Below are 23,997 nucleotides of genomic sequence, written 5' to 3' on the forward strand. Positions count from 1 at the left end.
TGGTGGTCGGTGTCAGGACGCTCGGCACTGCTCATCAGAGTGTTCCTCATCGGACCCCTGCCCGCTCCTCGTATCGGTCGAGATCCTCCATCGTCAGCTCCTCGGAGAACTCTGCCCCGGCGTTACGGGCATCGACCTCGACGGACCTGTCGTAATACGGATCCTTCTCCTCCTCGGAGGCCTCCCAGTGCTCACGCCAGGAGTCGATCTCCTCCCGGGTGAAGCCGTGCTCCTCCTCGAGGCGCTCGTAGTCGTCCGCGGTGGAATCCACGCCGGGCAGCCAGTCCCAGAACCCGGGCTCCGTATCCTGTACGGCCTCCCACTGTGCGGCGTGACGGGCCTCGTGAGCGAGGGTGTGCAGCAGGCGCGGGGTGTCCAGGACGCTGCCGTTGATCGAGATCGAGTGTCCTTCCTCGCCGAACGACCACAGGCCGTTCCCGTCGGTCAGGGCGAAATCGATGGGCACGTCCTCGATCCCGTACTGCTCCAGCTCCTCCTCGATGATCGCTCGGGCGACCGCTTCGCGGTCCTCCTTGCTCATCGACTCCCAGCGCTCGGCGACCTCCGGATCGACCTTGCCGTAGTACGGCTCCTCGCCAGGTGCATTGGGGCCGTCCTGTGCCGAGGGGCCCGTCGCCGACCCGGCCTCGTCGCCCGCGCCGGAGGAGGCAGCAGTCCCGTCGCTCTCGGAGGCGCTCTCCTGCTCGTCGCGGTGCTGGGACAGCTCGCCGCTGCGAGTGATCAGATCTCCTGCGGCGGTGCGGAGCGCCTGCGCCGTCGAGCTCCACGAGGCGCGGAATGCCTCTGCATCGGCACCGATCCAGAACTCCGAACTGCGCACGACGGCCGAGCCCAGCTCCTCGGCCAGCTGCTCCAGCTGCTGAGCACCGGTGTCGGTGCGCTCTGCCTGCGCCGATGCCTGGTCGGTGCTCATGCCGATGAAGGCCATGGGATCCCCCGTCTCGTCCCGCGCGCGGTTCCGTGCCCCCTCGGCACCGTGCGATCTGTCGCGTCACGCGTCGTCGGTCCGATGGTAGAGCGAGCCCTGCACGAGAGCGATGGGGAGAACTCCCCGGGCACGGCACCGCGTGACGTCTCGCGCTCTCAGCCCCGTGCGGCCGCCTTCGCCGCCGCCGGCAGCACCGACGCGATCCGGTCGAGGACCTGGTCGGTGTGGGCGGTGGAGACGAACCAGGCCTCGAAGGCCGAGGGAGGGAGGTACACCCCGCCCTCGAGCATCGCGTGGAAGAAGCGGGTGAACGCGTCGGTGTCCTGCGCCTTCGCGTCGTCGTAGGTCCTGACCGGCTCACCGCGGAAGAACACCGAGAACAGGGTGCCGGCGGTCTGGACCACGTGCGGGACGCCCTCGGCGGTCAGCGCGTCGGCGACCAGCTGCTGCAGCGCGTTCGAGGCGCGGCCGAGCGTCTCGTAGGCCGCGTCGTCGAGCCCGGCGAAGGTCGCCAGCCCCGCCGCGGTCGCGAGCGGGTTCCCCGACAGGGTGCCGGCCTGGTAGACGGGTCCGGCCGGGGCGAGCAGGCCCATCAGGTCCTCGCGCCCGCCGAAGGCGCCGACGGGCAGGCCGCCGCCGATCACCTTGCCGAAGGTCATCAGGTCCGGAGCCCAGTCCTCGCCGGTGCCGCGCGGGCCGTCGACCCCGTAGTGCCCCTCACGGCTCGCGCGGAAGCCGGTGAGCACCTCGTCGCTGATCAGCAGCGCGCCCGCGGCGTGGGCGGTGTCGGCGAGGAAGCGGTTGAAGCCGACGCCGTCCTCCGCCAGCGGCGGGACGACGCCCATGTTCGCGGGCGCCGCTTCGGTGATGATCGCGGCGATCTCGCCGCCGCGCTCGGCGAACAGGGACGTGACGGCCTCGCGGTCGCCGTAGGGCAGCACGACCGTGTCCTTCGCGGTCGCGGCGGTGACGCCGGCCGAGCCCGGCATGGCGAAGGTCGCGACCCCGCTGCCCGCCTCGGCCAGCAGGGCGTCGACGTGCCCGTGATAGCAGCCGGCGAACTTCACGACCACGTCGCGGCCGGTCGCGGCGCGGGCCACGCGCAGCGCGCTCATCGTCGCCTCGGTGCCGGAGTTGACCAGGCGCAGCTGCTCGACGGGGCCGATGCGACCTGAGACCTCCTCGGCGAGGGTGACCTCCCCGGCCTGCGGGGCGCCGAAGGACAGGCCGCGACCGGCCGCCTCCCGCACCGCCTCGACCACGCCGTCATGGGCGTGGCCGAGGATCATCGGACCCCAGGAGCCGACCAGGTCCACGTACTCGTTGCCGTCCGCGTCCGTGAGCAGGGCGCCCTTCGCGCTGGTGAGGAACGGGGGCGTGCCGCCGACGGAGCCGAAGGCGCGCACGGGCGAGTTCACGCCGGAGGGGATGACGCGGCGGGCGCGGTCGAAGAGATCGGCGGAGAGGGTGGTCGAGGGGGTCATGCGGGGCTCCTCTGCATATGGGGCGGGGGACGACGGGTGATGGTGCGGCGCCGGGCCGCGGCACGGCGGGCGCGCCGACGGGCGCGGGCCGGGCTGCGGCTCAGGCGAACTCGCGCAGGTGCGGGGGCAGGCCCTGCTGGAACCAGCCCGCGACCTCGCTCGCGTAATAGGTCAGGACGGTCGAGGCACCGGCGCGGCGGAAGGCCAGCAGCGACTCGAGCACGGTGCGGTCACGGTCGATCCAGCCGTTCGCCGCGGCCGCCTCGATCATCGCGTACTCGCCGGAGACCTGGTAGGCGCCGACGGGGACGGGGGAGGCGGCGGCGACGTCCTTCAGTACGTCGAGATAGGGCAGGCCGGGCTTGACCATGACGAGGTCCGCGCCCTCGGCGACGTCGAGCTCCAGCTCGCGCAGCGCCTCGCGGCCGTTGGCGGGATCCTGCTGGTAGGTGCGGCGATCGCCCTGCAGGGACGAGTCCACGGCCTCGCGGAACGGGCCGTAGAAGGCGGAGGCGTACTTCGCGGTGTAGGCGAAGAGCGCGGTCTCGAGATGCCCTTCGGCATCGAGCGCATCGCGGATCGCGGCGATCTGGCCGTCCATCATCCCCGACGGCCCCAGCAGGTGCGCGCCGGCCTCGGCCTGCGCGAGGGCCATCTCGCGGTAGCGCACGAGCGTCGCGTCGTTGTCGACCCGGCCGTCGGCGTCCAGCACGCCGCAGTGGCCGTGGTCGGTGAACTCGTCCAGGCACAGGTCGGCCATGATCACGGTCCGATCGCCGAGCTCGGCGCGCAGGCGGGCCAGGGCGAGGTTCAGGATCCCGTCCGGGTCGGTGGCGCCGGAGCCGACGGCGTCCTTGTGCTCGGGCACGCCGAAGAGCATCACGCCGCCGACGCCGCGCTCGGCCGCCTCGGTCGCGGCGCGGACCAGGGAGTCCATCGTGTGCTGCTCGACGCCGGGCATCGAGGACACCGGCCGGTTCTCGCGCGCGCCCTCGCGCACGAACATCGGCAGCACGAGGTCGGCGGGCCGGAGGGCGTGCTCCCGCACCAGGGAGCGCATCACGGCGCTGCTGCGCAGGCGGCGAGGGCGGTCGATCGGTCCGGGGAGGGTCGGCTGGGTCATCGGGTCTCCTTCGATCGGGGGTGCGAGGGGTGGGCGGCCGACGGGGCGGGGCTCGGAGCGGCGGGGCCTGACGGGGGCGGCTCGTGCGGCGCCGCGTCGAGCGCCTCGAGGACGGCCGCGACGAGCGCCTCGTCGGTCGGGGCGGCGGCCTGGTGGAGGGGGCCGAGGCCGGCCGCGCGGACGGCCTCGGCGGTCGGGTCGCCGATGGCGATCACCGCGGTGGCGGGGTGCACGCCGAGCTCGGCGGCGCGTCGGGCGATCATCGGGCTGGTCAGCACGATCGCCGCGTACCGCCCTGCGGCCAGGGACTCCGCGACCGCCGGGGGCGGGTCCACGGGCTCGGGACGGTAGGCCTCGACCTCCACCACCTCGTAGCCGGCCGCGCGCAGCCCCTCGGGGACGGTGCGGGAGGCGGCGGCCGAGGCGGGCAGCAGCACTCGGTCGCCCGGGGCGGCGGGCGGCATCGCGGCGACGAGCGCCGTACCGGAGCCGTCGGCCACGGCGGTCGGGGAGAGACCCGCCGCCCGCAGGGTCTCGGCGGTGCCCCCTCCGACGGCGATGACCGCCGTCTCGAAGGGAGCCTCCGCCCCGGCGAGGCGCTCTGCGGCGGTGCGGGAGGTGACCACGAGATGCGTGAACGCGCCCGCGGCGAGCTGCTCGAGGGCGGCCTCGAGCTCCTCGCCGGTGCTCGGGACGAGGCGGGTCAGCGGGGCGTGCTCGGCCGTGAGCCCCTCCGCCTCGAGCAGGCTCGCGAGATGCTCGCCCCGCCCCGCCGGGCGCGTGACCAGCACGGGCCCGGCGGCGCGGGGCGGGGAGGAGGGCATCTCGGCGGAGGGCATCAGGCGCGGGCCTCCGCGAGGATCTCGCCGGCGCCGCGGGAGAGCAGGTCCGCGGCGAGCTCCTGGCCGAGCTCGACCGGGACCGAGCCCGGCCCGGAGAGCGCATCGGCGGCGAGGTCCAGGTCCACCCGGGCCTCGCCCTCGACGACGTGCGTCCCGTCGGGACGGATCGCGAGGGCGCGCAGGCGCAGGACCTGCGTGGCGGCGGGCGCCGTATCGGGCCCCGGGCCGGGCTCCGCGCCCGGCTCCAGCACCGCGTACGCGGCGACCGGGGCGGAGCAGCCCGCCTCGAGCGCCCGCAGCAGGGACCGCTCCGCCGTGACCGCGGCGCGGGTGGCCGCGTCGTCGACCGCCGCGAGCCGCTCGGCGAACCAGGGCGACGGCGCGAGCGCGGCGGTGGTCGCCTCGACCGCGAGCGCGCCCTGGGCGGGGGCGGGCAGCATGACCTCGACCGGCAGGAGCTCGCTGATCACGGCCTCCCTGCCCACGCGGCGCAGCCCCGAGGCGGCGAGCACCACGGCATCGAGGTCCGCGTCCTTCCCGAGCGCTCGGTTCAGGCGGGTCTCGACATTGCCGCGGATCCCCACGACCTCGAGATCGGGCCGCGCCCGCAGCAGCTGCGCGCCGCGACGCGGGGAGCCGGTGCCCACCCGCGCCCCGGCCGGGAGCTGCGCGAGGGTCATCCCGTCACGGGCGCACAGCGCATCGCGCGGGTCCTCCCGCACGGGCGAGCAGGCGAGCGTGATCTCGTCCAGCGGCGCGGTGGGCAGGTCCTTCCAGGAATGGACCACCACATCGACCTCGCCGTCCAGCAGCGCCTGTCGCACGGCGGTGACGAACACGCCGGTGCCGCCGATCTGGGCGAGAGGGCTTGTGCGGTCGCGGTCGCCATGGGTGCTCACGTGCACCAGCTCGACCTCGTGACCCGTGCCCTCCACGACCGCGGCGCCGACGTGCCCGGACTGCGTGAGCGCGAGCTCGGAGGCGCGGGTGCCGAGCCGGAGCGGGGACGCGGTCACGAGAGGGATCCTGTGCCCGCCTGGCCGTCGCCGGCCGCGGCGCGGCGCTCGGCCCGGGCCCGCTCGACGTCCGACGCGGAGTCCACCGCGCTGGTGGTGGGACGGCAGATGCGTCCTGCGCAGCAGTTCGTCCCGCACACGTCCGGGGTGCCCCCGAAATCAGTGACCACCCGTCGCGGGAAGGACTCGTCCAGCCGCTCCTGGACGAGATCCGCGAGGGCGGCGATGAAGCGGGGATCCTCCCCGGAAGTGGCGACGCGGCGGAAGGCGAGGCCCTTCTCCTCGGCGGTCTCCTTCGCCTCGGTGTCCAGGTCCCAGACGACCTCCACATGATCGGTGACGAAGCCGATGGGGACGACGACGACCGCGTCGACGGAGTCCTCCTCGGCGAGCCGGGCGATGACGTCGTTCACGTCCGGCTCGAGCCACGGGATGTGCGGCGCCCCGGAGCGGGACTGGTAGACGAGCTGCCAGTCGGGAAGCTCGGGGGCATCGTCGTGCAGCTGGTCCATCACCCATCGGCAGGCGGCGAGATGCTGCTCGACGTACCAGCCGCCGGATCCCTCGAACCGCGTCTCCTCCGGCCCGGAGGCCTCGGCCATCGCCGTGGGCACCGAGTGGGTGGAGAAGAGCACCGCGATGCGCTCGCTGTCGTGGCCCTCGGAGGCGAGGCTCGCCAGTGCGGCCTCGACGCCGTCGACCACCGGCGCGAGGAACCCGGGGTGGTTGAAGTAGACGCGGACCTTGTCGATGGTGACCTCGCCGGCCAGACCGGTCTCCTCGAGCACCATGCCGAAGTCCTCCCGGTATTGCCGGCAGGAGGAGTACGAGGAGTACGCGCTGGTGACGAGACCGAGTGCGTGGCGGTGGCCGTCGGCGTGCAGAGCGCGGACGGCCTCGGCGTTGTAGGGCGCCCAGTTGCGGTTGCCGAAGTAGATCGGCAGATCCACGTCGCGGCGGGCGAGCTCCTCCGCGAGCGCGGCGATCATCGCCTCGTTCTGCTCGGTGATCGGGCTGCGTCCGCCGAGAGCGCGGTAGTGGCCCGCGACCTCCTCCAGCCGCTCGTCGGGGATCCCGCGACCGCGGGTGACGTTGCGCAGGAAGGGGATGACGTCGTCCTGCCCGTCGGGGCCGCCGAAGGAGGAGAACAGGATCGCGTCGAAGGGACGGGCCTCGCCGCGTCGCGCATGGGTGGGGGAGTCGGGGGCCGCGGTGCGCGGCGCGGGCATATGGGTGGTGGTGTCGGTCATGGTGTGGTCCTCGGTGAAGGTCGTGCGGGCAGGGAGGCGTCCGGGATCAGGCCAGGAGCGCGGCGACGTCCTCGAGGTCCTCGAGGCGGCGGCCGGTGTGGAAGGGGAGCTCGTCGCGCACGTGCAGGCGCGCATCGGAGTAGCGCAGGTGGCGCATCATGTCGACGAGGTCGTGCAGATCATCGGCCTCGAAGGAGAGCAGCCACTCGTAGTCGCCGAGTGCGAAGGCGGCGACCGTGTTGGCGTTCACCTGCGGGTAGTCCCGGCCCAGCAGGCCGTGCTCGCGCAGCATGCGATTGCGCTCCTCGTCGGGCAGCAGGTACCACTCGTAGCTGCGCACGAAGGGGTACACGGTGATCCACTGCTTGCGCGTCGCGCTCGGGACCATGAACGAGGGGACGTGGCCCTTGGCGAACTCGGCCATGCGGTGCACGCCGACCGACGACCACTCGCGGTGCAGCCAGGTGCCGACCAGGGAGCGCTCGAACTCGCGCAGGCCGCGCTGCAGCGCCTCGGGGTCCTCGGCGGCGAGCCATAGCATCAGGTCGTCCTCGGCGCGGAAGCCGGAGACGTCGTAGAAGCCGAGGATCTCGACTCCTCCATCGCTGGCAGACTCGATCAGTGGGACCGTCTGGGCGAGCGCCTCGGCGACCTGGGCGGCGGTGAGCTCGCCGTCCTCGGTCAGGCCCGAGAGGCGGCGGAACACGGTGTAGCTCGTGTACCGGGTGGTCTGCGCGAGCTGCTCGGGGGTCGAGGCGGGGGTGTCGTTCATCGTGGGGTTCCTTCCGTGGGAGCGGTGGGAGAGATCGGGGTGGTCTGCGGGGCGGAGGCGTCCTCGGCGCGTCCGTCCTCGGCGCGGACGATCGCGTCGAGGCCGGTGCCGGCCCGCCAGGAGCCGACGAGCTCGAGGTCGTCCCGCGCCTCGAGCAGCGCCGCGAGCGCGTCGAGGGCGGCGCGGTGGCCGGGGCGGGGCCGGCGCATCGCCCGGTCCCAGTCGATCACGGCGGAGTCCGCGAGCCGGGAGCGGGTGAGCGGGGTGCGGAGGATCGCGGAGGCGTCGGCGAGGGCGAGGTCGACGATCTCCTCCCGCTCCGGCAGCTGTTCGCTGGGACGGCCGTAGGAGAGGCGCACCAGGTGCGGGGAGGCGGCCGACGGGAGGGCCTCGCGCAGCGCGCGCTCGACGTGCTCCCACTTGGCGCTCGCATGGGTGAGGGCCTTCGCGCGGATCCCCGGGGTGCCTGGCGCGACGAGGGCCCCGGTCCCCGAGGGATGGGCGTCCAGGGCGGGGGCGTCCAGCACCAGGGCGACCAGCCGCACCGCGGCCGACGGGGTCTCCGGGATCGCCTCCGCGATCTCCGGCGCGGCCCCGGCGAGCAGGACGCGGGCGGTGTCAGGAGGGCAGGCCAGCACGAGGCGGTCGGCCTCGAGCTGCTCGCCTCGGGCGGTGCGGACCCGCCACGGCTCGCCCTCGCGGTCCAGGCCCGTGACCTCCACGCCGGTGCGCACGATCCCGCCCGCGGCGAGCAGCTCCTCGCGCAGCGCCGCGGGAAGGGCCGCCATGGTCGGGGCGAGGGCGTGCACACGGGTCCCGGCGCTCGCGCCGGCCGTGCGGCCGGCGTCGCCCCGTCGTCCCCCGCCGCGCAGGCGGCGCACGGTCCGCACCAGCGAGCCGTGCTCGGCCAGGCCCGTCGCGAGCTGCGGGGAGGCGGCGGCGAGCTCGAGCTCGGCCGGATCGGCGGAGTGCACCCCGCCGACGATCGGGGCGACGAGCCGCTCGAGCGCCCGTCGGCCCATCCGGCGTCCCACCGTCTCGGCGACGGTCGCCCCGGGCCGTGCGCCGACGCGGGCGGGCAGCAGGGGCTCGAGCGCCGCGCGCAGCGCCCCCGGCCAGCCGAGCACGGCGCGGACGTCGGCGGCGAGCGGTCGGCCGGGCACCCCGAGCAGGGCGCCGGCCGGGGCGCGGTGCACCCCGGCGGCGGAGACGATCCGGCTGCCGAGCCCCTCGCGCGGGGAGACGATCCGATCTGCGAGCCCTAGCTGCGCGACCAGCGCGTCGACCGCGCCGGAGGCGGTCGAGTACGCCTCCGCGCCCGCGTTCAGGGCGAGGTCGCCGGCGCCCGGGAGGGCGAGCTCCGCGACCGCGCCGCCGAGGCGGTCCTCGGCCTCGAGCAGCACCACGCGGTGCCCCGCGCGCTGGTGGCGTCGGGCGGCGAGCAGCCCCGCGAGGCCGCCGCCGACGACGAGGATCCGGGCGCTCATGCCTCGGGCGCCTCCGCGGCGCGCGGGACGCGCTGGGAGTGGAGGAAGGCGACCAGGTCGGTGAGGACCTGCGGGTCCGTGTCCGGCGGGACGCCGTGGCCGAGGTTCACCACGTGCCCGGCCGCGGCCGCGCCCGCCTCGAGCACGCCGCGCGCCTCCGCGAAGCGCGCCTCCTCCGAGGTGAACAGGACCGCGGGGTCGATGTTGCCCTGCACCGGGGTGCCGGCGGGGAGGACCTCCAGCGCCCGGTCCAGGCGCAGGCGGTGGTCCACGCCCATCGCGGTCGCGCCGGCGCCGAGCATCGGCAGCAGCAGGTGCGCGGCCCCGACGCCGAAGTGGATCCGCGGCACGGGGAGGTCGGAGACATGGGCGAGCGCAGCGGCGGAATGGGCCTGCACGTGCTCGAGGTACTGCTCCTGCCCGAGCGCGCCCACCCAGGAGTCGAACAGCTGCACCGCGGAGGCGCCCGCGAGGACCTGGGCCCGCAGGAAGCGGCCCGACAGCTCCGCGACCCAGGTCGCCAGGCGCTCCCACAGGTCCGGGCGCGAGCGCATCAGCGCGCGGGTGCGCAGGTGGTCACGGCTGGGGCCGCCCTCGACCATGTAGCTCGCGACGGTGAAGGGGGCGCCGGCGAAGCCGATCAGGGGCGTGGTGCCGAGCTCCGCCACGGTCAGGCGCACCGCCTCGCGGATCGGGGCGAGCGCCTCCTCGTAGTCGTCGCCGAGCGGGGGCAGCGCCTCGATGTCGGCCTCGGTGCGCACGGGATGGTCGAAGACCGGGCCGACGCCCGGGCGGATCTCGACGCCGAGCCCGGCGAGGCGGGCGGGGACGACGATGTCCGAGAAGAAGATCCCGGCGTCCACGCCGTGGCGGCGCACCGGCTGGAGCGTGATCTCCGCGGCCATGTCGGGGCGGACGCAGGAGTCGAGCATCGTGGTGCCCTCGCGCAGCGCCCGGTACTCGGGCAGCGAGCGCCCCGCCTGACGCATGAACCACACGCTCGGTGTGTCGCTCCTCACGCCGCGCAGCTCCTGCAGCAGTGAGGCGTCGGCCACGCCGCCGTCGACGGCGGAGCGGCGCGCGGGATGCTCCTCGGGGAGCGATCCGGGGCCCGTGAGGGGGTGCGTCGAAGGGGTCTCGGCAAGGGGTGCGGCAGCGGTGGCGAGCCCGGGGCCTGCGGCGTTCCCGGATGCTGACAGGTGTCGCGATCGATCTGACGCACCGTCGGCAAAAATGGGCTCTGACATGGGGTTCTGGTTCATGACGCCCCCATTGTGCACACGTTCGCGCGCGGCGTCGCCAGACAGGTCCTCCGGGGGCGGAGCGAGGGGCGGACGTGCCTAGACTGAGGATCATGCTCGCTGCTCTCCGTGCCTCCCACGAGCATCTCGACCTCGAGATGCTCGACGCCCTGACCCGGGGTGCGGAGTCCCTGCCCGAGGCGCTCGAGGAGCTGCAGGCCGAGCGCGCCGGGACCATCGGCGCCCCGCCCGTCGTCTCCGGAGCGGTGGTGCTCAGCACCTGCAACCGGCTCGAGGTCTACCTCGACACCGAGCGCTTCCACGAGGGCGTCGAGCTCGTGATCGACGCGGTCTCCCGCACCAGCGGCCTGGACCGCGAGGTGGTCTCCCTCTGCTTCGACGCCGCGATGGACGCCCCCGTCCCGCAGCACCTGTTCGAGGTCACCTCGGGGCTGCGGTCGATCGTGATGGGCGAGGCCGAGATCTCCGGCCAGGTGAAGCAGGCCTACGAGGCCGCGCGCCGCGCCGGTCGCACCACCTCGATGCTCCACGACCTCTTCCAGCACGGCTTCCGCTGCGCCAAGAGCGTCGCCACCCAGGCCCCCGTCGGCGCCGCGGGTCGCTCCGGCGCCGCCGTCGCGCTGGACCGCGCCGGGATGCAGCTCGGCGGTTTCGAGGGCCGCAGCGTGCTGATCGTCGGCACCGGCGCCTACGCCCGGCTGGGGCTGTCGGAGCTGGCGCGACGCGGCGTCTCCCGGATGCAGGTCTTCTCGCCGTCCGGGCGGGCGGCGGGCTTCGCCGAGCGCCACGGCGCGGAGGCCGTCGAGGCCGAGGGGCTCGAGCGGGCCCTGCGCGAGGCCGACCTGGTGCTGGCCGCCTCCGGCCGCGGCACCTCGCTGTTCCCCGAGCTGTTCCTGAACGCGGGCCGCACCGTCGTGCTCGACCTCGCGCTGCACTCCGACCTCCACCCCCTCGTGCGCCGCCTCGAGGGCATCACCGTGCTGCGGCTGGAGGACCTGCGCCGGGAGGACCCGGACGGCGAGGACCCGGCGCTGGTGACCGCGCGCGGCATCATCGCCGAGAACGTCGAGGCCTTCCGCCAGCAGCAGGAGGTGCGCCGCATCGACCCGGCGATGGCCGCCCTGCGCCGCGAGGTGTTCGACGCGGCCGACGGGGAGATCGACCGCCTGCGCCGCGACGTCTCCGGGGAGACCGCCGACCAGCTCGAGCGCTCGGTGCGCCGCATCCTCGCCAGGGTCATGCACCAGCCCGCCGAGCGGGCCCGGCACCTGGCCGAGACCGGCTTCGCCGACGAGTACGTCTCCGCCTTCCACACGATCTTCGGGATCGACATCTCCGCCGCGCAGGGCGCCGAGGACCCGACGGTGCCGGCGGCGCCCGGCGCCGCCGAGCCCGTGCCGGCCGGCTGGATGCGCGTGGACCGCACGGTCCCGCCCGGCCCCGCCGACCTCGCGGGACTGGCGGGAGCGGCCGCCCTCGCCGTCGGCGGCCGGCCCGCCGGGGCGGAGCTCGCCCGGCGGACCCTGCGCGGCGGGGGCTGCCCGGCCGGGCACGACGCCGAGGGCTGAGCCTCCCGGGGCCGGGACCACGGCACGTCGTTCAGCGCCGGGAGCGCCTCCACCAGCGGCGACGGCGCGCGGGCTCCTCCTGAGTCGGCGCGGACTCCTCGGACGGCTCCTGCGCCGGCTCCGGCTGCTCGAGGTCCTCGGGGTCGATCCGCAGGCCGTCCTCGTCGACCCACACGTCGGTCCAGCCGACGTCGGACTCGTCCCGGGGCACGAAGGGGCGACGGCCCGGCAGGAGCTCCTCGACCTCGGCCGCCGCCGGCTCCTGCGGGACGCGGACCTCCTCGCCGCGGTGCGGCACCGGGCAGGTCCAGAAGAACGGGCACCCCGGACAGCCGGCGGTCTCCTCGTCGGGAGCCGCCTCGCGCTGCATCGCGACGGTGTCGATCTGCTGCAGCATGCGTAGACGCGAGTCGTAGGGGTTGATCTCCATCTCGCGCCCAGCCTACTGCCGGGGCGAGGGGCCGCCGCACCGGGCGGGGGACCGTAGGATCAGGTGTCGACCACCAGCACGAGGAGACCCGAATGAGCACCCCGGCCGAGCGCGTCCGCGACACCACCCGACGCCTTCTCACGCTGCTCGAGGAGGGCGAGTCCACGACGCCCGAGGCGATCACGCTGCGCGCCGAGCTCGCCGAGGCCACCGCCGAGGCGGGCCAGCTCGAGGACGCCTACTACCAGGCCGACGAGCTGCTCAAGGACGCGCGGCGCGAGCACGGCGAGGAGCACGAGGCGACCGTGCGGGCGCGCGCCGCGAAGGACGCGGTCGAGGAGATCGTCCGCCGGGGCTGAGCCGGCGCGGACCTCGGCCCGTCGGCCCCGCGCCTCACCAGCGGAAGCCGCCCTCCCGCAGGCGCGCATCGACCTCCCCCTGCATCGAGATCGCGTAGGTCTCGGTGATGTGGTCGTTGTCGAGCGAGACGCGCACGTTCCCGATCACCGGCGGGCACTCGCCGCCCGGGCAGATCAGGTCGTTGACGTCCAGCGGCACGACGGGGCCCGGCGCCTGCTCGAGCAGCGCCGCGTCCGGGCGCTCCTCGGCCAGCGGCGCGGGCAGGGGAGAGATGCAGGAGGGGTCCTCCGCGCCCTTCTCCTCCGTGCAGGGCACCGGCTCGACCTCCAGCCGCGGCTGGTCCCGCAGCGCCATCACCGCCGAGCCCTGCGCGCTGAGCGAAGCGAGGGTCTGCTCGATCCCGGGGACCAGCGTCTCCTCGTAGTCGGTGGAGAGGAAGGTCGTGTTCAGCACCACGGCCTCCGGCGCGATCTGCTCGATGTACGCCTCGGCGTCGGCGCTGAACCGGTCGCAGACCTCGTTGACATGAGCGTCGGGCGCGTAGGTGCAGCCGCCCTCCCACAGCGTGATCACGGTCCAGCCCTCGCGCGCGGCGAGCGGGGCCAGCGCGCCGGTGAACTGCTCGATGCGGGAGTTGCCTGCGCTGACCAGCACCGGGCCGCCCTCCTCGCCGGGGATCTGCGCACAGCGGGTGGAGAGCCGCTCGGCGGCCTCGCCCTGCGGCTCGAGAGCGCCCGTGCACGGCTCGGTCCCGGTGAACCAGTCCTTCCCGAGCGTCGCCGCGGTGGGCAGCGGCTCGGCCGACGGGTCCGCGTCGGGGTGGACGGTGAAATCGGGGTCCAGCACGCGGGCGCCGGGATTGTCGGCCACGGCGCGGGCCTCCGCCTCGCGCTGCTCGCCCAGCAGGTGCTGCTGCGCGCCGATCATCGGTGCGAGCGCGAGGACGAGGCAGGCGAGGACCACGAGGCCGCCGCGCCGCGCCTTCGCTCCCGCCCAGCGCCAGCGCCGGACCGGGGTGTCGACGACCTTCGTGAGCAGCCAGGCGAGCACCAGCGAGAGCAGGATCAGCACCAGCCCGTCGAGCAGGCCGGCGCGCTCCTTCCCGGCCCGGGCGAGGTAGAGGGTCAGCAGCGGCCAGTGCACCAGGTACAGGCCGTAGGAGATGTCGCCGAGCACCCGGCCGGGACGGGTCGAGAGCAGACGGTCCACGCCGAGGGGATGCCCGGTGGTGCCGGCGCACAGCACCAGCGCCGCGGCCGCGAGCGGCCAGGCCGCGATCCAGCCCGGGAAGGCGCCCTCCACGTCGACCAGTAGGCCGCAGGAGACGAGCCCGACGATGCCCGCCCAGCCCATCACCACCGGGACCAGGGCGGCGCGGGGACGGGGACGGCGGCGCCGGCCGGTGCGGGCGCGGCGCTCCTCCCAGGCCGGGAGCGCCAGGCCCAGCAGGGACCCGGCTGCGAACTCCCACAGCCGGGCGAAGGTGTCGAAGTAGGCGATCTCCTGCTGGACGGCGGTGGAGTGCACCGACCAGGCGAAGGACGCCACCAGCACGAGCGCGAAGACGACGGCGAGCACGCCGCGCACGGACCAGCCGCGCCACCGCGCCAGCAGCACGCCGCCCGCGATCAGCAGCGGCCACGCCAGGAACACCTGCCCCTGGATGGACAGCGACCAGAAGTGCTGGAAGGCCGAGGCGCCCGTCTCCTCCGCCGCGTAGTAGTCCACGCCCCGCTGGACCAGCACCCAGTTCTCCACGTGCAGCACCGAGCCGATCGCATCGGTGAGCGCGGTCATCCAGCGGTCCGCGGGAAGCACGAGGTACACCCCGGCGAGGGTCGCGAGCGCGACCACGGCCGTCGGCGGCAGCAGCCGCTTGAAGGTGCGGGCCCAGTAGGCCGGCGGTCGCATCGCCCGGCCCGCATCGGCCTTGCGCAGGAACGTCCCCACCAGCAGGAACGCGGAGATGAACAGGAACACGTCCACGCCGCCGGAGACCCGGTCGAACCAGACGTGGTAGAGCACGACCAGGCCGATCGCGAGGCCGCGCAGGCCGTGCAGCTCGGGGCGGAAGCGACCGGCGGGCGTGGTCCCGCCGGCGGGAGCGGCGCCGGCTGCGGCGGTCCCGGCGCGGGCGGGGGAGGAGGGCTGCGAAGGCATGGAGGGGACTCGGAGGATCTCGGGGAGGGCCGGGAGGGGGAGAGGGGATGCGCGGGGCGCCGCCGTGCGGGGCGTCAGCCCCGCAGGAAGGAGGCGCAGGCCTGCTGCAGCAGCAGCGGGTCCGCGGTCGCGCACATCTCGCGGGCGGAGTGCATGGACAGCAGGGTGATGCCCACGTCGATCGTGGTCATGCCCAGACGGGTCGCGGTGATCGGCCCGATCGTGGAGCCGCAGGGCATGGCGTTGTGGGAGACGAAGTGCTGGTGCGGCACCCCGGCCCGCTCGCAGGCGGCGACGAAGGCGGCGATGCCGACGGCGTCGGTCGCATAGCGCTGCTGGGCGTTGATCTTCAGCATCGGGCCCTCGCCGAGGCGCGGCCTGGTGACGGGGTCGTGACGCTCGGGGTAGTTCGGGTGCGCGGCGTGGCCGGCGTCCGCGGAGAGCACGAGGGAGGAGGCGAGGACCTGGCGGCGGCTCGCCTCGTCGCCGCCGAGCGCGGCGTGGACGCGCACCAGCACGTCCTCGAGGAAGGGGCCGGCGGCGCCGGAGCGGGTGGCCGAGCCGACCTCCTCGTGGTCGTTGGCGACCATCATCGCGATCGGGGCGGGGCCCTCCGCGGTCTCCGGGCGGGTGGCGCCGGCGACGGTCGCGAGCGCCTCCACCTCGGCGTGCACGGAGGTGAGGTTGTCGAGCCGGCCCGAGGCGAGGAACTCCTCGTCGGCGCCGAAGAGCGCCGGGGCCTGCGCGTCGACGGTGACGACGTCGAGGCCGACGATCTCGGCACGGTCCACCCCGGCGTGATGGGCGAGGATCTCCAGCACGTCCAGACCCGCGAAGCCGAGGACCGGCTGCATGTGCCGCTGCGGGTCCAGGGTCAGGCCGTCCTTGTTCACGCCACGGTCCAGGTGCACGGCGAGCTGCGGGATGCGCAGCAGGCCCGGGGTGTCCACGAGGACGGTCGACCCGTCGGCCAGGGCGAGCCGGCCGGCCAGGCGCAGCTCGCGGTCCAGCCAGGAGTTCAGCAGCGGTCCGCCGTAGATCTCGACGCCCACCTGGCTGAGCCCCTCGGCGCCGAAGCGGGGATCGGGCTTGACCTTCAGGGCGGGGGAGTCGGTGTGGGAGCCGACGATCCGGAAGGGGGTGGCCGCGTCCGCGCCCTCGGGGGCGGACCAGGCGATGAGCGAGCCGTCGCGCAGCACGAAGCGGTCCCCGGCGACGTCGCCTGCGGTCCAGGGCGCTGTCTCCACCAGCTCGGTGAAGCCTGCCGCGGCGAGGCGCCGGGCCGCCTCGCGGGCGGCGTGGAAGCTCGAGGGGGAGGCGGTGACGAAGGCGCCGAGGTCGAGCGCGGCGGCGCGGGCGCGGGGGGAGGGGGACGCGGCGGAGAAGGGGGTCACCCGTTCATTGAACCATCGGTGCCGCGGCAGGGGAGCATGCGCAGCAGCTTCGCGTCGCCCACCTGCAGCACCACCTCGGCGGCGCCGGTCTCGGAGATCTCGTTGAGCCCGGTGTAGGTCGCGGACCGGTCGTGGAGCTCCTGCGGCCCGAAGTCCAGCGCGTAGTCCACGCCGAGGTCGTCCGCCGCATCGCACACCTCGGGGTCTCTCTGCGCATCGTCGAGGTGGCCGTTGAGCAGGTGCACCTCGTCCTCCGCCTGGAAGCTCATGAAGGTGTTGAGCACCTCGCGGTCCGAGATCGCGTAGGCCAGCGAGCTGCCGTTCCAGGCGTTGGTCGCGATGACGGCCTCCTCGGGGACCACCTCCGGCAGCATCAGCAGCAGCGTCCGCTCGTCGTCGCTGAGCAGGTTGTCGCTGCGCCACTCGCGCTCGAGATACCTCTTGGACACCTCGGTGCTGGGGGAGAAGTGGCCCACCGCGATGATCGCGAGGCAGAGCGCGACGGCGAGGACGGCGCCGGCGGCGCCGCGCAGGACGGGCAGCAGCCGCGCGGCCCATCGCAGCAGCACGTCCAGGCCGACGGCGAGCAGCGGGACGGCGGCGGTCGCGAGCATCACCGTGATGCGGTTGTTGTCGCTGTACCAGTTGCCGGTGAGCTCGTAGCGCAGGTCGTCGACGGGCAGCGAGCGGGTCGCGACCGAGAGGGCGCCCGCGGCGAGGAAGGCGATCACGAGCCAGCGGGAGCGGGAGCCGATCAGCACCGCGAGCGCGCACAGCGCCACGAGCACGCCGAGCGGCAGCCAGATCGGGGTCGCGTTCGGGGCGAGGGTGAGGGTCTGCCAGATCGCCTCGTCCGTCGTGGCGTTCGGGTCCCACACGGCGGCCGAGGCCTCCACGGGCCGGAACCGGTACCAGATGTCGTGGCCGACGACGATGACGAGGGCGGTCAGCGGCACGAGCACGGCCAGCCGGATCCCGGCGCGCGGGCGGCGGCGCACGAGGTCGGTCGCCGTGGCGAGCACGGCCCACACCATCATCGGCACGCCCATCACGAGCGCGACGAACACCCCCTGGGGATGGGCGAGCGCGACCGCCCCGAAGACGGCGGGCATCAGCACGCCGAGCTGTCCCCCGGTGAGGCGCTGGCCCCCGTCCGGCGCCAGTCGCACCAGGTGCACGATCAGCATCAGCACCAGCGGCATCATCGACAGCGAGTACAGATAGGGCAGCAGCACGCCCCAGGACATCATCGACAGAGGGAAGGCGGAGGCGACCCCGGCCAGGGCGCCCGCGGCCAGCCAGCCGGCGGGGCCCGCGTTCGTGCCGGTGCGCACCAGTGCCGTCAGCGCCAGCGGCCACACCGTCGTGCCCAGCAGCAGCATCACGAGGTTCGAGGCGAGGACGATGTCCTGCCCGGAGAGCTGGACGACCAGGCTCACGGTCTGGTGCCAGAGCGCGGGGTAGAACGTCTCCTCACCGGGCAGGGTGGTCATCCCGCCCACGGTCCAGGCGGAGCCGTCGCCGAGGCGGAGGATGTGCCGCACGGCGTTGAGGTGGAAGACGTTGTCGTAGGACTGGTTGACCCGGAACAGGCCGCCCATCATGTCCAGCGCGCGCAGCAGGATGTACCCGCCGCCGATCGCGAGGCCGAGCAGGATCGTGACGGCGCGGCCGCGGCGGGTGGCGAGGGCGCGGCCGAGGGCGGTCCCGGGGACGTCCGTGGTCGTCGTGGCTGTGGCAGTGGTCGTCGCCGCGGCGGTCGCCGTGGACGTGGAGGAGGCGGCGCCCTCGGCGTCGTGCGCTGCGTCGACGGTCTGCGCGTCGGGGGTCGCCGCGTCGGCGCCGTCGGCCGCTGCGCCGTCGGCGTCCTCCGCCGCGACGCGGTGCTCCGCCGCGTCGTGCGCGACGGGCTCCGGGGCGGCGCCGGCGCGGTGGGTGTGCCGGGAGCGGCGTCGGCCGATGCCGGCCGACCACAGCAGACCGCCGAGGACCAGGCCGAGCACGAGCGGGGAGAGCACCGTCCACGGGATCGAGAGGAGGTGGCCGAGCTCTGCGGAGGCGGCGATCAGCACGGCCGAGACCGGGGTCACCACGGCGAGGGCCGTCAGCGGCCGCAGCCGCAGCGCCAGGACCGTCGGCAGTCCGGGCGCGCCGAGCACGAAGAGTGCCGCGACCAGCACCGCGAACACTCTCAGAACGTCCACGCACGGCCTCCTGCAGTCCATCGGCGGGGCGTGGGCGCCCCGAGGGTCCGGATCATGCTAGTCGTCCGTCGGCCCTGCGACCTGCTCATCCGGCGGCCGCCGCGAGCTCGCGCGTCACCGTCGGGGCGAGGGTCTCCTCGACGAACACGCGGGTCAGGTGGTTGTCATCCATGTGCACGTAGGTGTCGCCGAGGATCGGGGAGCAGCGTCCCTCGGGGCAGACCTCCGGCGTGAGGTCCAGCACCCTCACGGCGGAGTCCGGTCCGGTGAGCGCCGTGAGTGGGGCCGCGGGGTTCTCCGGCGCGAGCTTCTCGGAGACGTCCGCGCCGCAGGCGGCGTCGGCGTCGACGGGCGTTCCGCCGTCCTCGATCACGGCCTCGGCACAGACGTACTGATCCTGCTCCCAGCGCGGGGTGTCCCTCATCGCGAGCACGTCGATCCCTCGGTCCAGGAGGGTCTGGATCGCGCCCTCGGTCCCCTCGGGCATCGTCTCCGCGGCGGAGTCGGGGACGGTCTCGGTCACCGTGGTCATCACCAGATCGGGCTGGACCGCGTCGAGGTACTCCAGGACCCACTCGTCGTAGCCCGCGCAGTAGGGCCACCGCTCGGTGCCGGCGAGGAAGCCGCAGCCGCTCATGGTGAGGTTCACGATCTGGGCGTCGCGGGCCTCGGCGGTGGGCAGCAGGGCGGGGACGTACTGGCGGGAGTGGGAGCTGCCCACCACCACGATCGTCATGCTGGGCTCGGCATCGCCGGGCAGCCGCTGCTGACAGTCCGTGTTGCGGAAGCTGGTCGCCGGCTTCCAGACCCCGGCGCAGTCCTCGGGAAGGTTCGGCCACTGGCTGCCGAGGTCCCAGCCCTCCGGGCGCAGCTGCGCCGGGGCCTCGGTCGCGACCTCGTCGGTGGGGATCGCGGCCTCGCTCGCGACCGGCGGCGGGGAGGACGCGGTGCGCTGCAGCACGCCCCACCAGCCGCCTGCCGCCCCGGCCACGAGGGCGACGCTCGCCGCGACCGCGACGAGGGCCCGCCAGGGACGGGCCTCGAGCCAGCGGGAGCGGCGCACCGGCGCGTCGACGGCGCGGGTGAGCAGCCAGGCCAGCAGCACTGCGGCCGCGAGCACCGCGAACCCGTCCAGCAGGCCCGCGCGCTCCTGGCCGCTGCGGTGCAGCCAGAGCACCAGCAGCGGCCAGTGCACGAGATAGAGGGCGTAGGAGATGTCGCCGATGAACGCGGCCGGACGGGTGGACAGCAGCGCATCCACGCCCCAGCGCCGCCCCGAGTGCCCGGCGACGACCACGGCCGCGGCCGCGGCGAGCGGCCAGATCGCGATCCAGCCCGGGAACATCGAGGAGACGTCCAGCACGATCCCGCAGGCCAGGAGCGCAGCGATGCCGGCCCAGCCGGCCAGGGCGCGCAGGGTGCGCATCCGCGGCGGGACCCCGTCCTCGGGGCGGCGGGCGCCGGTGATCCGGTCCAGCACCGGAAGGGAGAGGGCGAGGAGAGAGCCCGCGGCGAACTCCCACATCCGGGCGGCGGTGTCGAAGTAGGCGATCTGCTGCTGGGACTGGGTGGAGAGGATCGACCAGGTCAGCGAGGCCGCACCGATCACCGCGATGATCGCGATCAGCGGGCGGCGCACGGACTTCCCGGCCCGCGCCCGTCGCACCACCAGCAGGAACAGCAGCGGCCACACGATGAACGCCTGTCCCTGCACCGACAGCGACCAGAAGTGCTGCAGCGGGGAGGCGGCCCCGGCGTCCCGGGCGTAGTAGTCGACCTGCATCCCCACCAGCAGCGCGTTCTGCAGGTAGACCGCGGAGGCGACGGCCTGCTGCATGATCGTCGGCCAGATCGAGGAGGGCAGCAGCAGCGCGGTCGCCAGCAGCGTGAGCAGGATCGTCACCGCCGCGGGCGGGAGCAGGCGCTTGAAGGTGTGCAGCCAGTAGCGGGGCACGCCGAGGGGGCGGCCGCTCTCGAGGCGGCGCACGAAGGTGCCGGTGAGGAAGAAGGCGGAGAGGAACAGGAAGACGTCCACGCCGCCGGAGACCCGGCCGAGCCAGATGTGGTAGACGGCGACGAGCCCGAGCGCGACGGCGCGCAGGCCGTGCAGCTCGCGGCGGAAGGCGGGCCGCGGCGGCGTGGGGGCGCCGGCCGGTGCGGGGCCGCCGGCGACGCCGACGGAGGGGGCGCTCGCCGCGTCACGCGATCGGCTCTCCTCGCCCTCGGGCCGCCAGGTGCCGGAGACGGAGCCGCTGGTGGACCAGGCGTCCTCCGCCTCCCGCTCGGCATGCGCCTCGACGGGGCCCTGCAGCCAGTCGTCCAGCGACGAGGTCGAGGAGGGCAGCGCATCCGCGGTCCACGCGGCGAGGGTGGAGCGCGGCCGGGACGGGGTGGGGGTGGTCGTGGTCGCGGGCTCGGGCGTCGGGCCGGGCGCCGTTGCGTCCGCGGCCTCCTGCGTCCAGTCGGAGAGGTCGTCGGCCAGGCGCGGGGCATCTCCCTCGGCGTGCTCCCCGTCCTCCTGCTGCCGTGCCTGTCGGCCCCCGCGGCGCGGAGCGGGCGGGTCACTGGGGGAGCTGATCGCGCACCCCTCCCGAAGGGGCCCGGCCGACCGCGCGGACCGCGGGGATCGTCGACGGCAGCGACGACGCCGAGGCGTCGTTCGGGGGTGTCGACATGGTCCCTCCTGCGGTGCGGGTCGTGCGGCCTCCGCGATCTTACGGCGCGGTAGGCCGTGGGACCATGGGACGGTGACCACGCCCCCGCCCCCTGCGCCCTCCGCGGCCGAGACGCCTGCCGCCGCCCCGTCCCCCGCCGACGTCGGCTTCGAGGTCACCGCCCGTCACGGCGAGAAGGCCCGCGCCGGGGTGATCACCACCCCGCACGGCGACATCGCGACACCGGCCTTCGTGCCGGTGGGCACCAAGGCGACGGTGAAGAGCGTGCTGCCGGAGTCGATGGCGGAGCTCGGCGCTCAGGCGCTGCTGGCGAACGCCTACCACCTCTACCTCCAGCCCGGCCACGACCTCGTCGACGAGGCGGGCGGCCTCGGCGCCTTCATGAACTGGCCCGGCCCCACCTACACCGACTCCGGCGGCTTCCAGGTGATGAGCCTGGGGGCCGGTTTCCAGAAAGTGCTCTCCTCCGAGTTCTCCGGCGGCGAGAAGGCCCGCACCGCCAACGGCGAGGACGACGCCGTCCGCGAGGGCAAGGAGCGTCTCGCCCACGTCGACGACGACGGCGTCACCTTCCGCTCCTTCATCAACGGCGACGAGCACCGCTTCACCCCCGAGATCTCCATGCAGATCCAGCACGGCCTCGGCGCGGACATCATGTTCGCCTTCGACGAGCTGACCACGCTCATGAACTCCCGCGGCTATCAGGAGCAGGCGCTCGAGCGCACGAGGCTGTGGGCGCTGCGCTGCCTGGCGGAGCACGCCCGTCTCACCCACGAGCGCACCCACCGCCCCTACCAGCAGCTGTGGGGCGTCATCCAGGGCGCGCAGTACGAGGACCTGCGGCGACAGGCCGCCCATGACCTCGGCGGCATGGAGGTCGAGGGCTGGTCCTTCGACGGCTTCGGGATCGGCGGAGCGCTGGAGAAGGAGAATCTCGGCACCATCGTCGGCTGGGTGACCGGCGAGCTGCCCGAGGACAAGCCCCGCCACCTGCTGGGCATCAGCGAGGTCGACGACCTCTTCGTCGCGATCGCCGCCGGGGCCGACACCTTCGACTGCGTCTCGCCCTCGCGCGTGGCGCGCAACAGCGCGGTCTACACCCGTACCGGCCGCGTGAACCTCACCGGCTCCCGCTACCGCCGACAGTTCGCGCCGATCGACGAGACCTGCGACTGCTACACCTGCACCCACTACACCGCCGCCTACGTCCACCACCTCTTCCGGGCCAAGGAGATGCTCTCCTCGACCCTGTGCACGATCCACAACGAGCGCTTCGTGGTGCGGCTGGTGGACCGGATTCGGGCCTCCCTCCAGGACGGCACCTTCGACGCCCTGCGGGAGGAGACCACCGGCGCCTACTACGGCGAGCCGCGGTGAGCGAGGACCGAGCACCGGCCGGTGAGCACGCGCCGGACGCGGCGACGGCGCTGGGCCTGGCGGTGGTGCTGCTCGCGCTCGCCGGGATCTGCGCCCTGCTCGGCGGCCACTTCCTGCTCGGTGTGCTGCGTCTCGCGGCCGGGGTGCTCGCCGGGGCCGGCCTCGGCGTGCTGCTGATCGCCCTGCTCGGCGGTCGCCTCCGCCGTCGGACGCGGACGCTCCTCGCCGCGGGCCTCGCGCTCGTCGTGGCCCTCGCCCTCACCGTTCCCGCCGTGCTCGCCTCCCGCGTCGGTTCGCTGGGCAGCGCCGCCGTCGCGGAGATCGCGCCGCTCGGCGAGGGGGACACGGTCGCCTCCGCCCCCGGCGGGCAGGGGCCTGTGCTGGTGCGCCGCGCCGACGGCACCGCGCAGCTGCTCGAGCCCGCGACCGGAGCGCGCGAGGTCGAGTCCGCGCCCGGCGACGTGCTCGCCCTCTCTGCCGACGGGACCCGGCTCGTCCAGGTGAGCGGGGAGGTCACGCGGGTGCACGAGCTCGGCGGCGGGAGCGATGCCGAGGGGAGCGGCGCCGGCGAGGCCGGGGGCCGCCCCGCACCCGTCGAGGTGGCCGGGACCCCGCTCGCCCTCGACGGCGATCTGCTCGTGGTCCGCGACTGCGAGGAGGACGTCTGCCGGGTGCGGGGCATCGACCTGGCCGCCCCCGACGAGCCGCTGTGGACCGTCATGGACGCCGAGGAGACCCGCGGACCCGACCAGGCGGGCCTTGCGCTCCCCGCCCGGGCCGAGGCCCCGCCCGGCCTGCTCGACGCCGTCGCCGCGACCGGGGTGCTGCCGTCGGTGCCGCTGCGCTTCGACCCCGCCCAGGGCTGGCTGCAGATCGATGCCGCCACCGGGTTCCCCGTCGGCCGGGTCCTCGCCCCCGCCGACGCCGACTGCCGCATCGCGGCGACCCCCGCCCCGCCCGACCCGCAGTCCGTGCAGGAGCAGGGACCGCTCGTGCTCACCGTCTGCGCGGGGGAGGACGGTGCGCTGACCGCGACCGCCTTCCGCGACGGCGCACCGCTGTGGGAGTCCGCGCCCTCCCCGGCCGGGGACTGGACGGTGCTGCTCGAGGCGGGCCGCGTCCTCGCCTCCGGCACCGAGGCCGGGACCACGACCGAGGGCGAGATCCTCGCCTCCGAGCACGGCGCGGACTGGACCGCGCCGGGCGGGGACGGCGTGGCGCAGGCCGAGGCGTTCACCGCCCGCATCGGCATCGACGGGACCCGGATGGTGCTGACCAACGAGGCCGGGCAGCTCCTCGCCTACGACACCGCGACCGGGACGAACAGCTGGACCCTCCCGCTCGACGACCCCGAGGCGGAGGTGCGCGGCGGCCTCGCCTCGGGCACCGCCGTCGTGCTCGACGAGATCGCGCGGGAGGAGCCCCTGGACCCCCGCGGCGCGCAGCGGCTGCGCGTGATCACCGCCGAGGACGGCGAGGTGAGCGAGGAGCTCGTCCTCGACGAGGAGGTCACCGCCTGGCACCCCCTCAGCGGCGGACGCGCCCTGATCAGCACCGACGAGGGGGCCGTGCTGCTCGGGGGCTGATCGGGCAGTCTGCGGGACGGTCTCCGGATGCACGGCGCCCCGGCCCTGCGAGCAGGAC

Annotated in this window: 18 protein-coding genes; 4 read left to right on the plus strand and 14 right to left on the minus strand. The window is 74.7% G+C overall.

The genetic code is table 11. The features are described 5' to 3' along the window. Positions 1 to 46: 46 nt before the first annotated feature. The 9 genes from Y09_RS02375 to hemE form a co-directional block, all read right to left on the minus strand. Positions 47 to 934: a WXG100 family type VII secretion target gene (locus tag Y09_RS02375; protein ID WP_148639490.1), complete on the minus strand. Its 888-nt coding sequence runs from the start codon at positions 932 to 934 to the stop codon at positions 47 to 49. A 170-nt stretch (positions 935 to 1,104) separates the two neighbouring features. Next, positions 1,105 to 2,433, minus strand: coding sequence for a glutamate-1-semialdehyde 2,1-aminomutase (hemL, locus tag Y09_RS02380; RefSeq protein ID WP_053916065.1), 1,329 nt, complete (start codon positions 2,431 to 2,433; stop codon positions 1,105 to 1,107). A gap of 100 nt (positions 2,434 to 2,533) precedes the next feature. Further along, entirely contained in the window at positions 2,534 to 3,556 is a 1,023-nt protein-coding gene (hemB, locus tag Y09_RS02385; protein WP_053916066.1) for a porphobilinogen synthase, read from the minus strand. Beyond that, positions 3,553 to 4,395 carry a uroporphyrinogen-III synthase gene (locus Y09_RS02390; RefSeq protein ID WP_053916067.1) on the minus strand — a complete coding sequence of 281 codons (843 nt, stop codon included), beginning with the start codon at positions 4,393 to 4,395 and terminating at the stop codon, positions 3,553 to 3,555. Before Y09_RS02390 ends, hemB begins: the two co-directional genes overlap by 4 nt. Beyond that, on the minus strand, positions 4,395 to 5,414 hold the full coding sequence (gene hemC, locus Y09_RS02395; RefSeq protein WP_053916068.1) for a hydroxymethylbilane synthase: 1,020 nt from the start codon (positions 5,412 to 5,414) through the stop codon (positions 4,395 to 4,397). Before hemC ends, Y09_RS02390 begins: the two co-directional genes overlap by 1 nt. Further along, the gene (locus tag Y09_RS02400; protein WP_053916069.1) at positions 5,411 to 6,664 is read right to left on the minus strand and encodes a ferrochelatase; all 1,254 of its coding nucleotides are present in this window, start codon (positions 6,662 to 6,664) and stop codon (positions 5,411 to 5,413) included. Before Y09_RS02400 ends, hemC begins: the two co-directional genes overlap by 4 nt. Before the next feature lie 46 nt (positions 6,665 to 6,710). Further along, entirely contained in the window at positions 6,711 to 7,436 is a 726-nt protein-coding gene (gene hemQ / locus Y09_RS02405) for a hydrogen peroxide-dependent heme synthase (protein WP_053916070.1), read from the minus strand. Then, a complete protein-coding gene (gene hemG, locus Y09_RS02410; RefSeq protein WP_053916071.1) occupies positions 7,433 to 8,923 on the minus strand; it encodes a protoporphyrinogen oxidase in 1,491 nt (496 codons plus the stop codon). Before hemG ends, hemQ begins: the two co-directional genes overlap by 4 nt. Then, on the minus strand, positions 8,920 to 9,978 hold the full coding sequence (hemE, locus tag Y09_RS02415; RefSeq protein WP_053916072.1) for a uroporphyrinogen decarboxylase: 1,059 nt from the start codon (positions 9,976 to 9,978) through the stop codon (positions 8,920 to 8,922). Before hemE ends, hemG begins: the two co-directional genes overlap by 4 nt. 299 nt (positions 9,979 to 10,277) lie before the next feature. Here hemE and Y09_RS02420 point away from each other — a divergent pair, with 299 nt between their 5' ends. Next, a complete protein-coding gene (locus tag Y09_RS02420) occupies positions 10,278 to 11,753 on the plus strand; it encodes a glutamyl-tRNA reductase (protein ID WP_053916073.1) in 1,476 nt (491 codons plus the stop codon). A gap of 31 nt (positions 11,754 to 11,784) precedes the next feature. Here Y09_RS02420 and Y09_RS02425 read toward each other — a convergent pair whose 3' ends face one another. Beyond that, positions 11,785 to 12,183 (minus strand): hypothetical protein, encoded by a 399-nt coding sequence (locus Y09_RS02425; RefSeq protein ID WP_053916074.1) that lies wholly within the window; start codon positions 12,181 to 12,183, stop codon positions 11,785 to 11,787. 92 nt (positions 12,184 to 12,275) lie between these two features. Here Y09_RS02425 and Y09_RS02430 point away from each other — a divergent pair, with 92 nt between their 5' ends. After that, positions 12,276 to 12,542, plus strand: coding sequence for a hypothetical protein (locus tag Y09_RS02430; protein WP_053916075.1), 267 nt, complete (start codon positions 12,276 to 12,278; stop codon positions 12,540 to 12,542). A 34-nt stretch (positions 12,543 to 12,576) separates the two neighbouring features. On the opposite strand, the gene Y09_RS02435 is transcribed toward Y09_RS02430, so the two are convergent. The 4 genes from Y09_RS02435 to Y09_RS02450 form a co-directional block, all read right to left on the minus strand. Continuing rightward, positions 12,577 to 14,703: an acyltransferase family protein gene (locus tag Y09_RS02435; RefSeq protein WP_053916076.1), complete on the minus strand. Its 2,127-nt coding sequence runs from the start codon at positions 14,701 to 14,703 to the stop codon at positions 12,577 to 12,579. A 74-nt stretch (positions 14,704 to 14,777) separates the two neighbouring features. Further along, the gene (locus Y09_RS02440) at positions 14,778 to 16,097 is read right to left on the minus strand and encodes a M18 family aminopeptidase (protein WP_053916077.1); all 1,320 of its coding nucleotides are present in this window, start codon (positions 16,095 to 16,097) and stop codon (positions 14,778 to 14,780) included. Beyond that, a complete protein-coding gene (locus tag Y09_RS02445) occupies positions 16,094 to 18,301 on the minus strand; it encodes a DUF6541 family protein (protein WP_053916078.1) in 2,208 nt (735 codons plus the stop codon). The genes Y09_RS02440 and Y09_RS02445 overlap by 4 nt, the downstream gene beginning before the upstream one ends. An 85-nt stretch (positions 18,302 to 18,386) precedes the next feature. After that, positions 18,387 to 21,056 carry an acyltransferase family protein gene (locus Y09_RS02450; protein ID WP_053916079.1) on the minus strand — a complete coding sequence of 890 codons (2,670 nt, stop codon included), beginning with the start codon at positions 21,054 to 21,056 and terminating at the stop codon, positions 18,387 to 18,389. On the opposite strand from Y09_RS02450, the gene tgt reads away from it, so the two are divergent. Next, the gene (gene tgt / locus Y09_RS02455; protein WP_053916080.1) at positions 21,049 to 22,353 is read left to right on the plus strand and encodes a tRNA guanosine(34) transglycosylase Tgt; all 1,305 of its coding nucleotides are present in this window, start codon (positions 21,049 to 21,051) and stop codon (positions 22,351 to 22,353) included. The genes Y09_RS02450 and tgt overlap by 8 nt on opposite strands. After that, positions 22,350 to 23,939, plus strand: coding sequence for a hypothetical protein (locus Y09_RS02460; protein ID WP_053916081.1), 1,590 nt, complete (start codon positions 22,350 to 22,352; stop codon positions 23,937 to 23,939). The genes tgt and Y09_RS02460 overlap by 4 nt, the downstream gene beginning before the upstream one ends. Positions 23,940 to 23,997: the final 58 nt, after the last annotated feature.

It is taken from the genome of Brachybacterium sp. SW0106-09 (assembly GCF_001293905.1).
Classification (GTDB): domain Bacteria; phylum Actinomycetota; class Actinomycetes; order Actinomycetales; family Dermabacteraceae; genus Brachybacterium; species Brachybacterium conglomeratum.

Bases quoted from the DNA above. Each gene is read 5' to 3' on its own strand.
- Y09_RS02375 (WP_148639490.1), bottom strand. From the start codon at position 934: ATGAGCACCGACCAGGCATCGGCGCAGGCAGAGCGCACCGACACCGGT.
- hemL (WP_053916065.1), bottom strand. From the start codon at position 2,433: ATGACCCCCTCGACCACCCTCTCCGCCGATCTCTTCGACCGCGCCCGC.
- hemB (WP_053916066.1), bottom strand. From the start codon at position 3,556: ATGACCCAGCCGACCCTCCCCGGACCGATCGACCGCCCTCGCCGCCTG.
- Y09_RS02390 (WP_053916067.1), bottom strand. From the start codon at position 4,395: ATGCCCTCCGCCGAGATGCCCTCCTCCCCGCCCCGCGCCGCCGGGCCC.
- Y09_RS02400 (WP_053916069.1), bottom strand. From the start codon at position 6,664: ATGACCGACACCACCACCCATATGCCCGCGCCGCGCACCGCGGCCCCC.
- hemQ (WP_053916070.1), bottom strand. From the start codon at position 7,436: ATGAACGACACCCCCGCCTCGACCCCCGAGCAGCTCGCGCAGACCACC.
- hemG (WP_053916071.1), bottom strand. From the start codon at position 8,923: ATGAGCGCCCGGATCCTCGTCGTCGGCGGCGGCCTCGCGGGGCTGCTC.
- Y09_RS02420 (WP_053916073.1), top strand. From the start codon at position 10,278: ATGCTCGCTGCTCTCCGTGCCTCCCACGAGCATCTCGACCTCGAGATG.
- Y09_RS02425 (WP_053916074.1), bottom strand. From the start codon at position 12,183: ATGGAGATCAACCCCTACGACTCGCGTCTACGCATGCTGCAGCAGATC.
- Y09_RS02430 (WP_053916075.1), top strand. From the start codon at position 12,276: ATGAGCACCCCGGCCGAGCGCGTCCGCGACACCACCCGACGCCTTCTC.
- Y09_RS02435 (WP_053916076.1), bottom strand. From the start codon at position 14,703: ATGCCTTCGCAGCCCTCCTCCCCCGCCCGCGCCGGGACCGCCGCAGCC.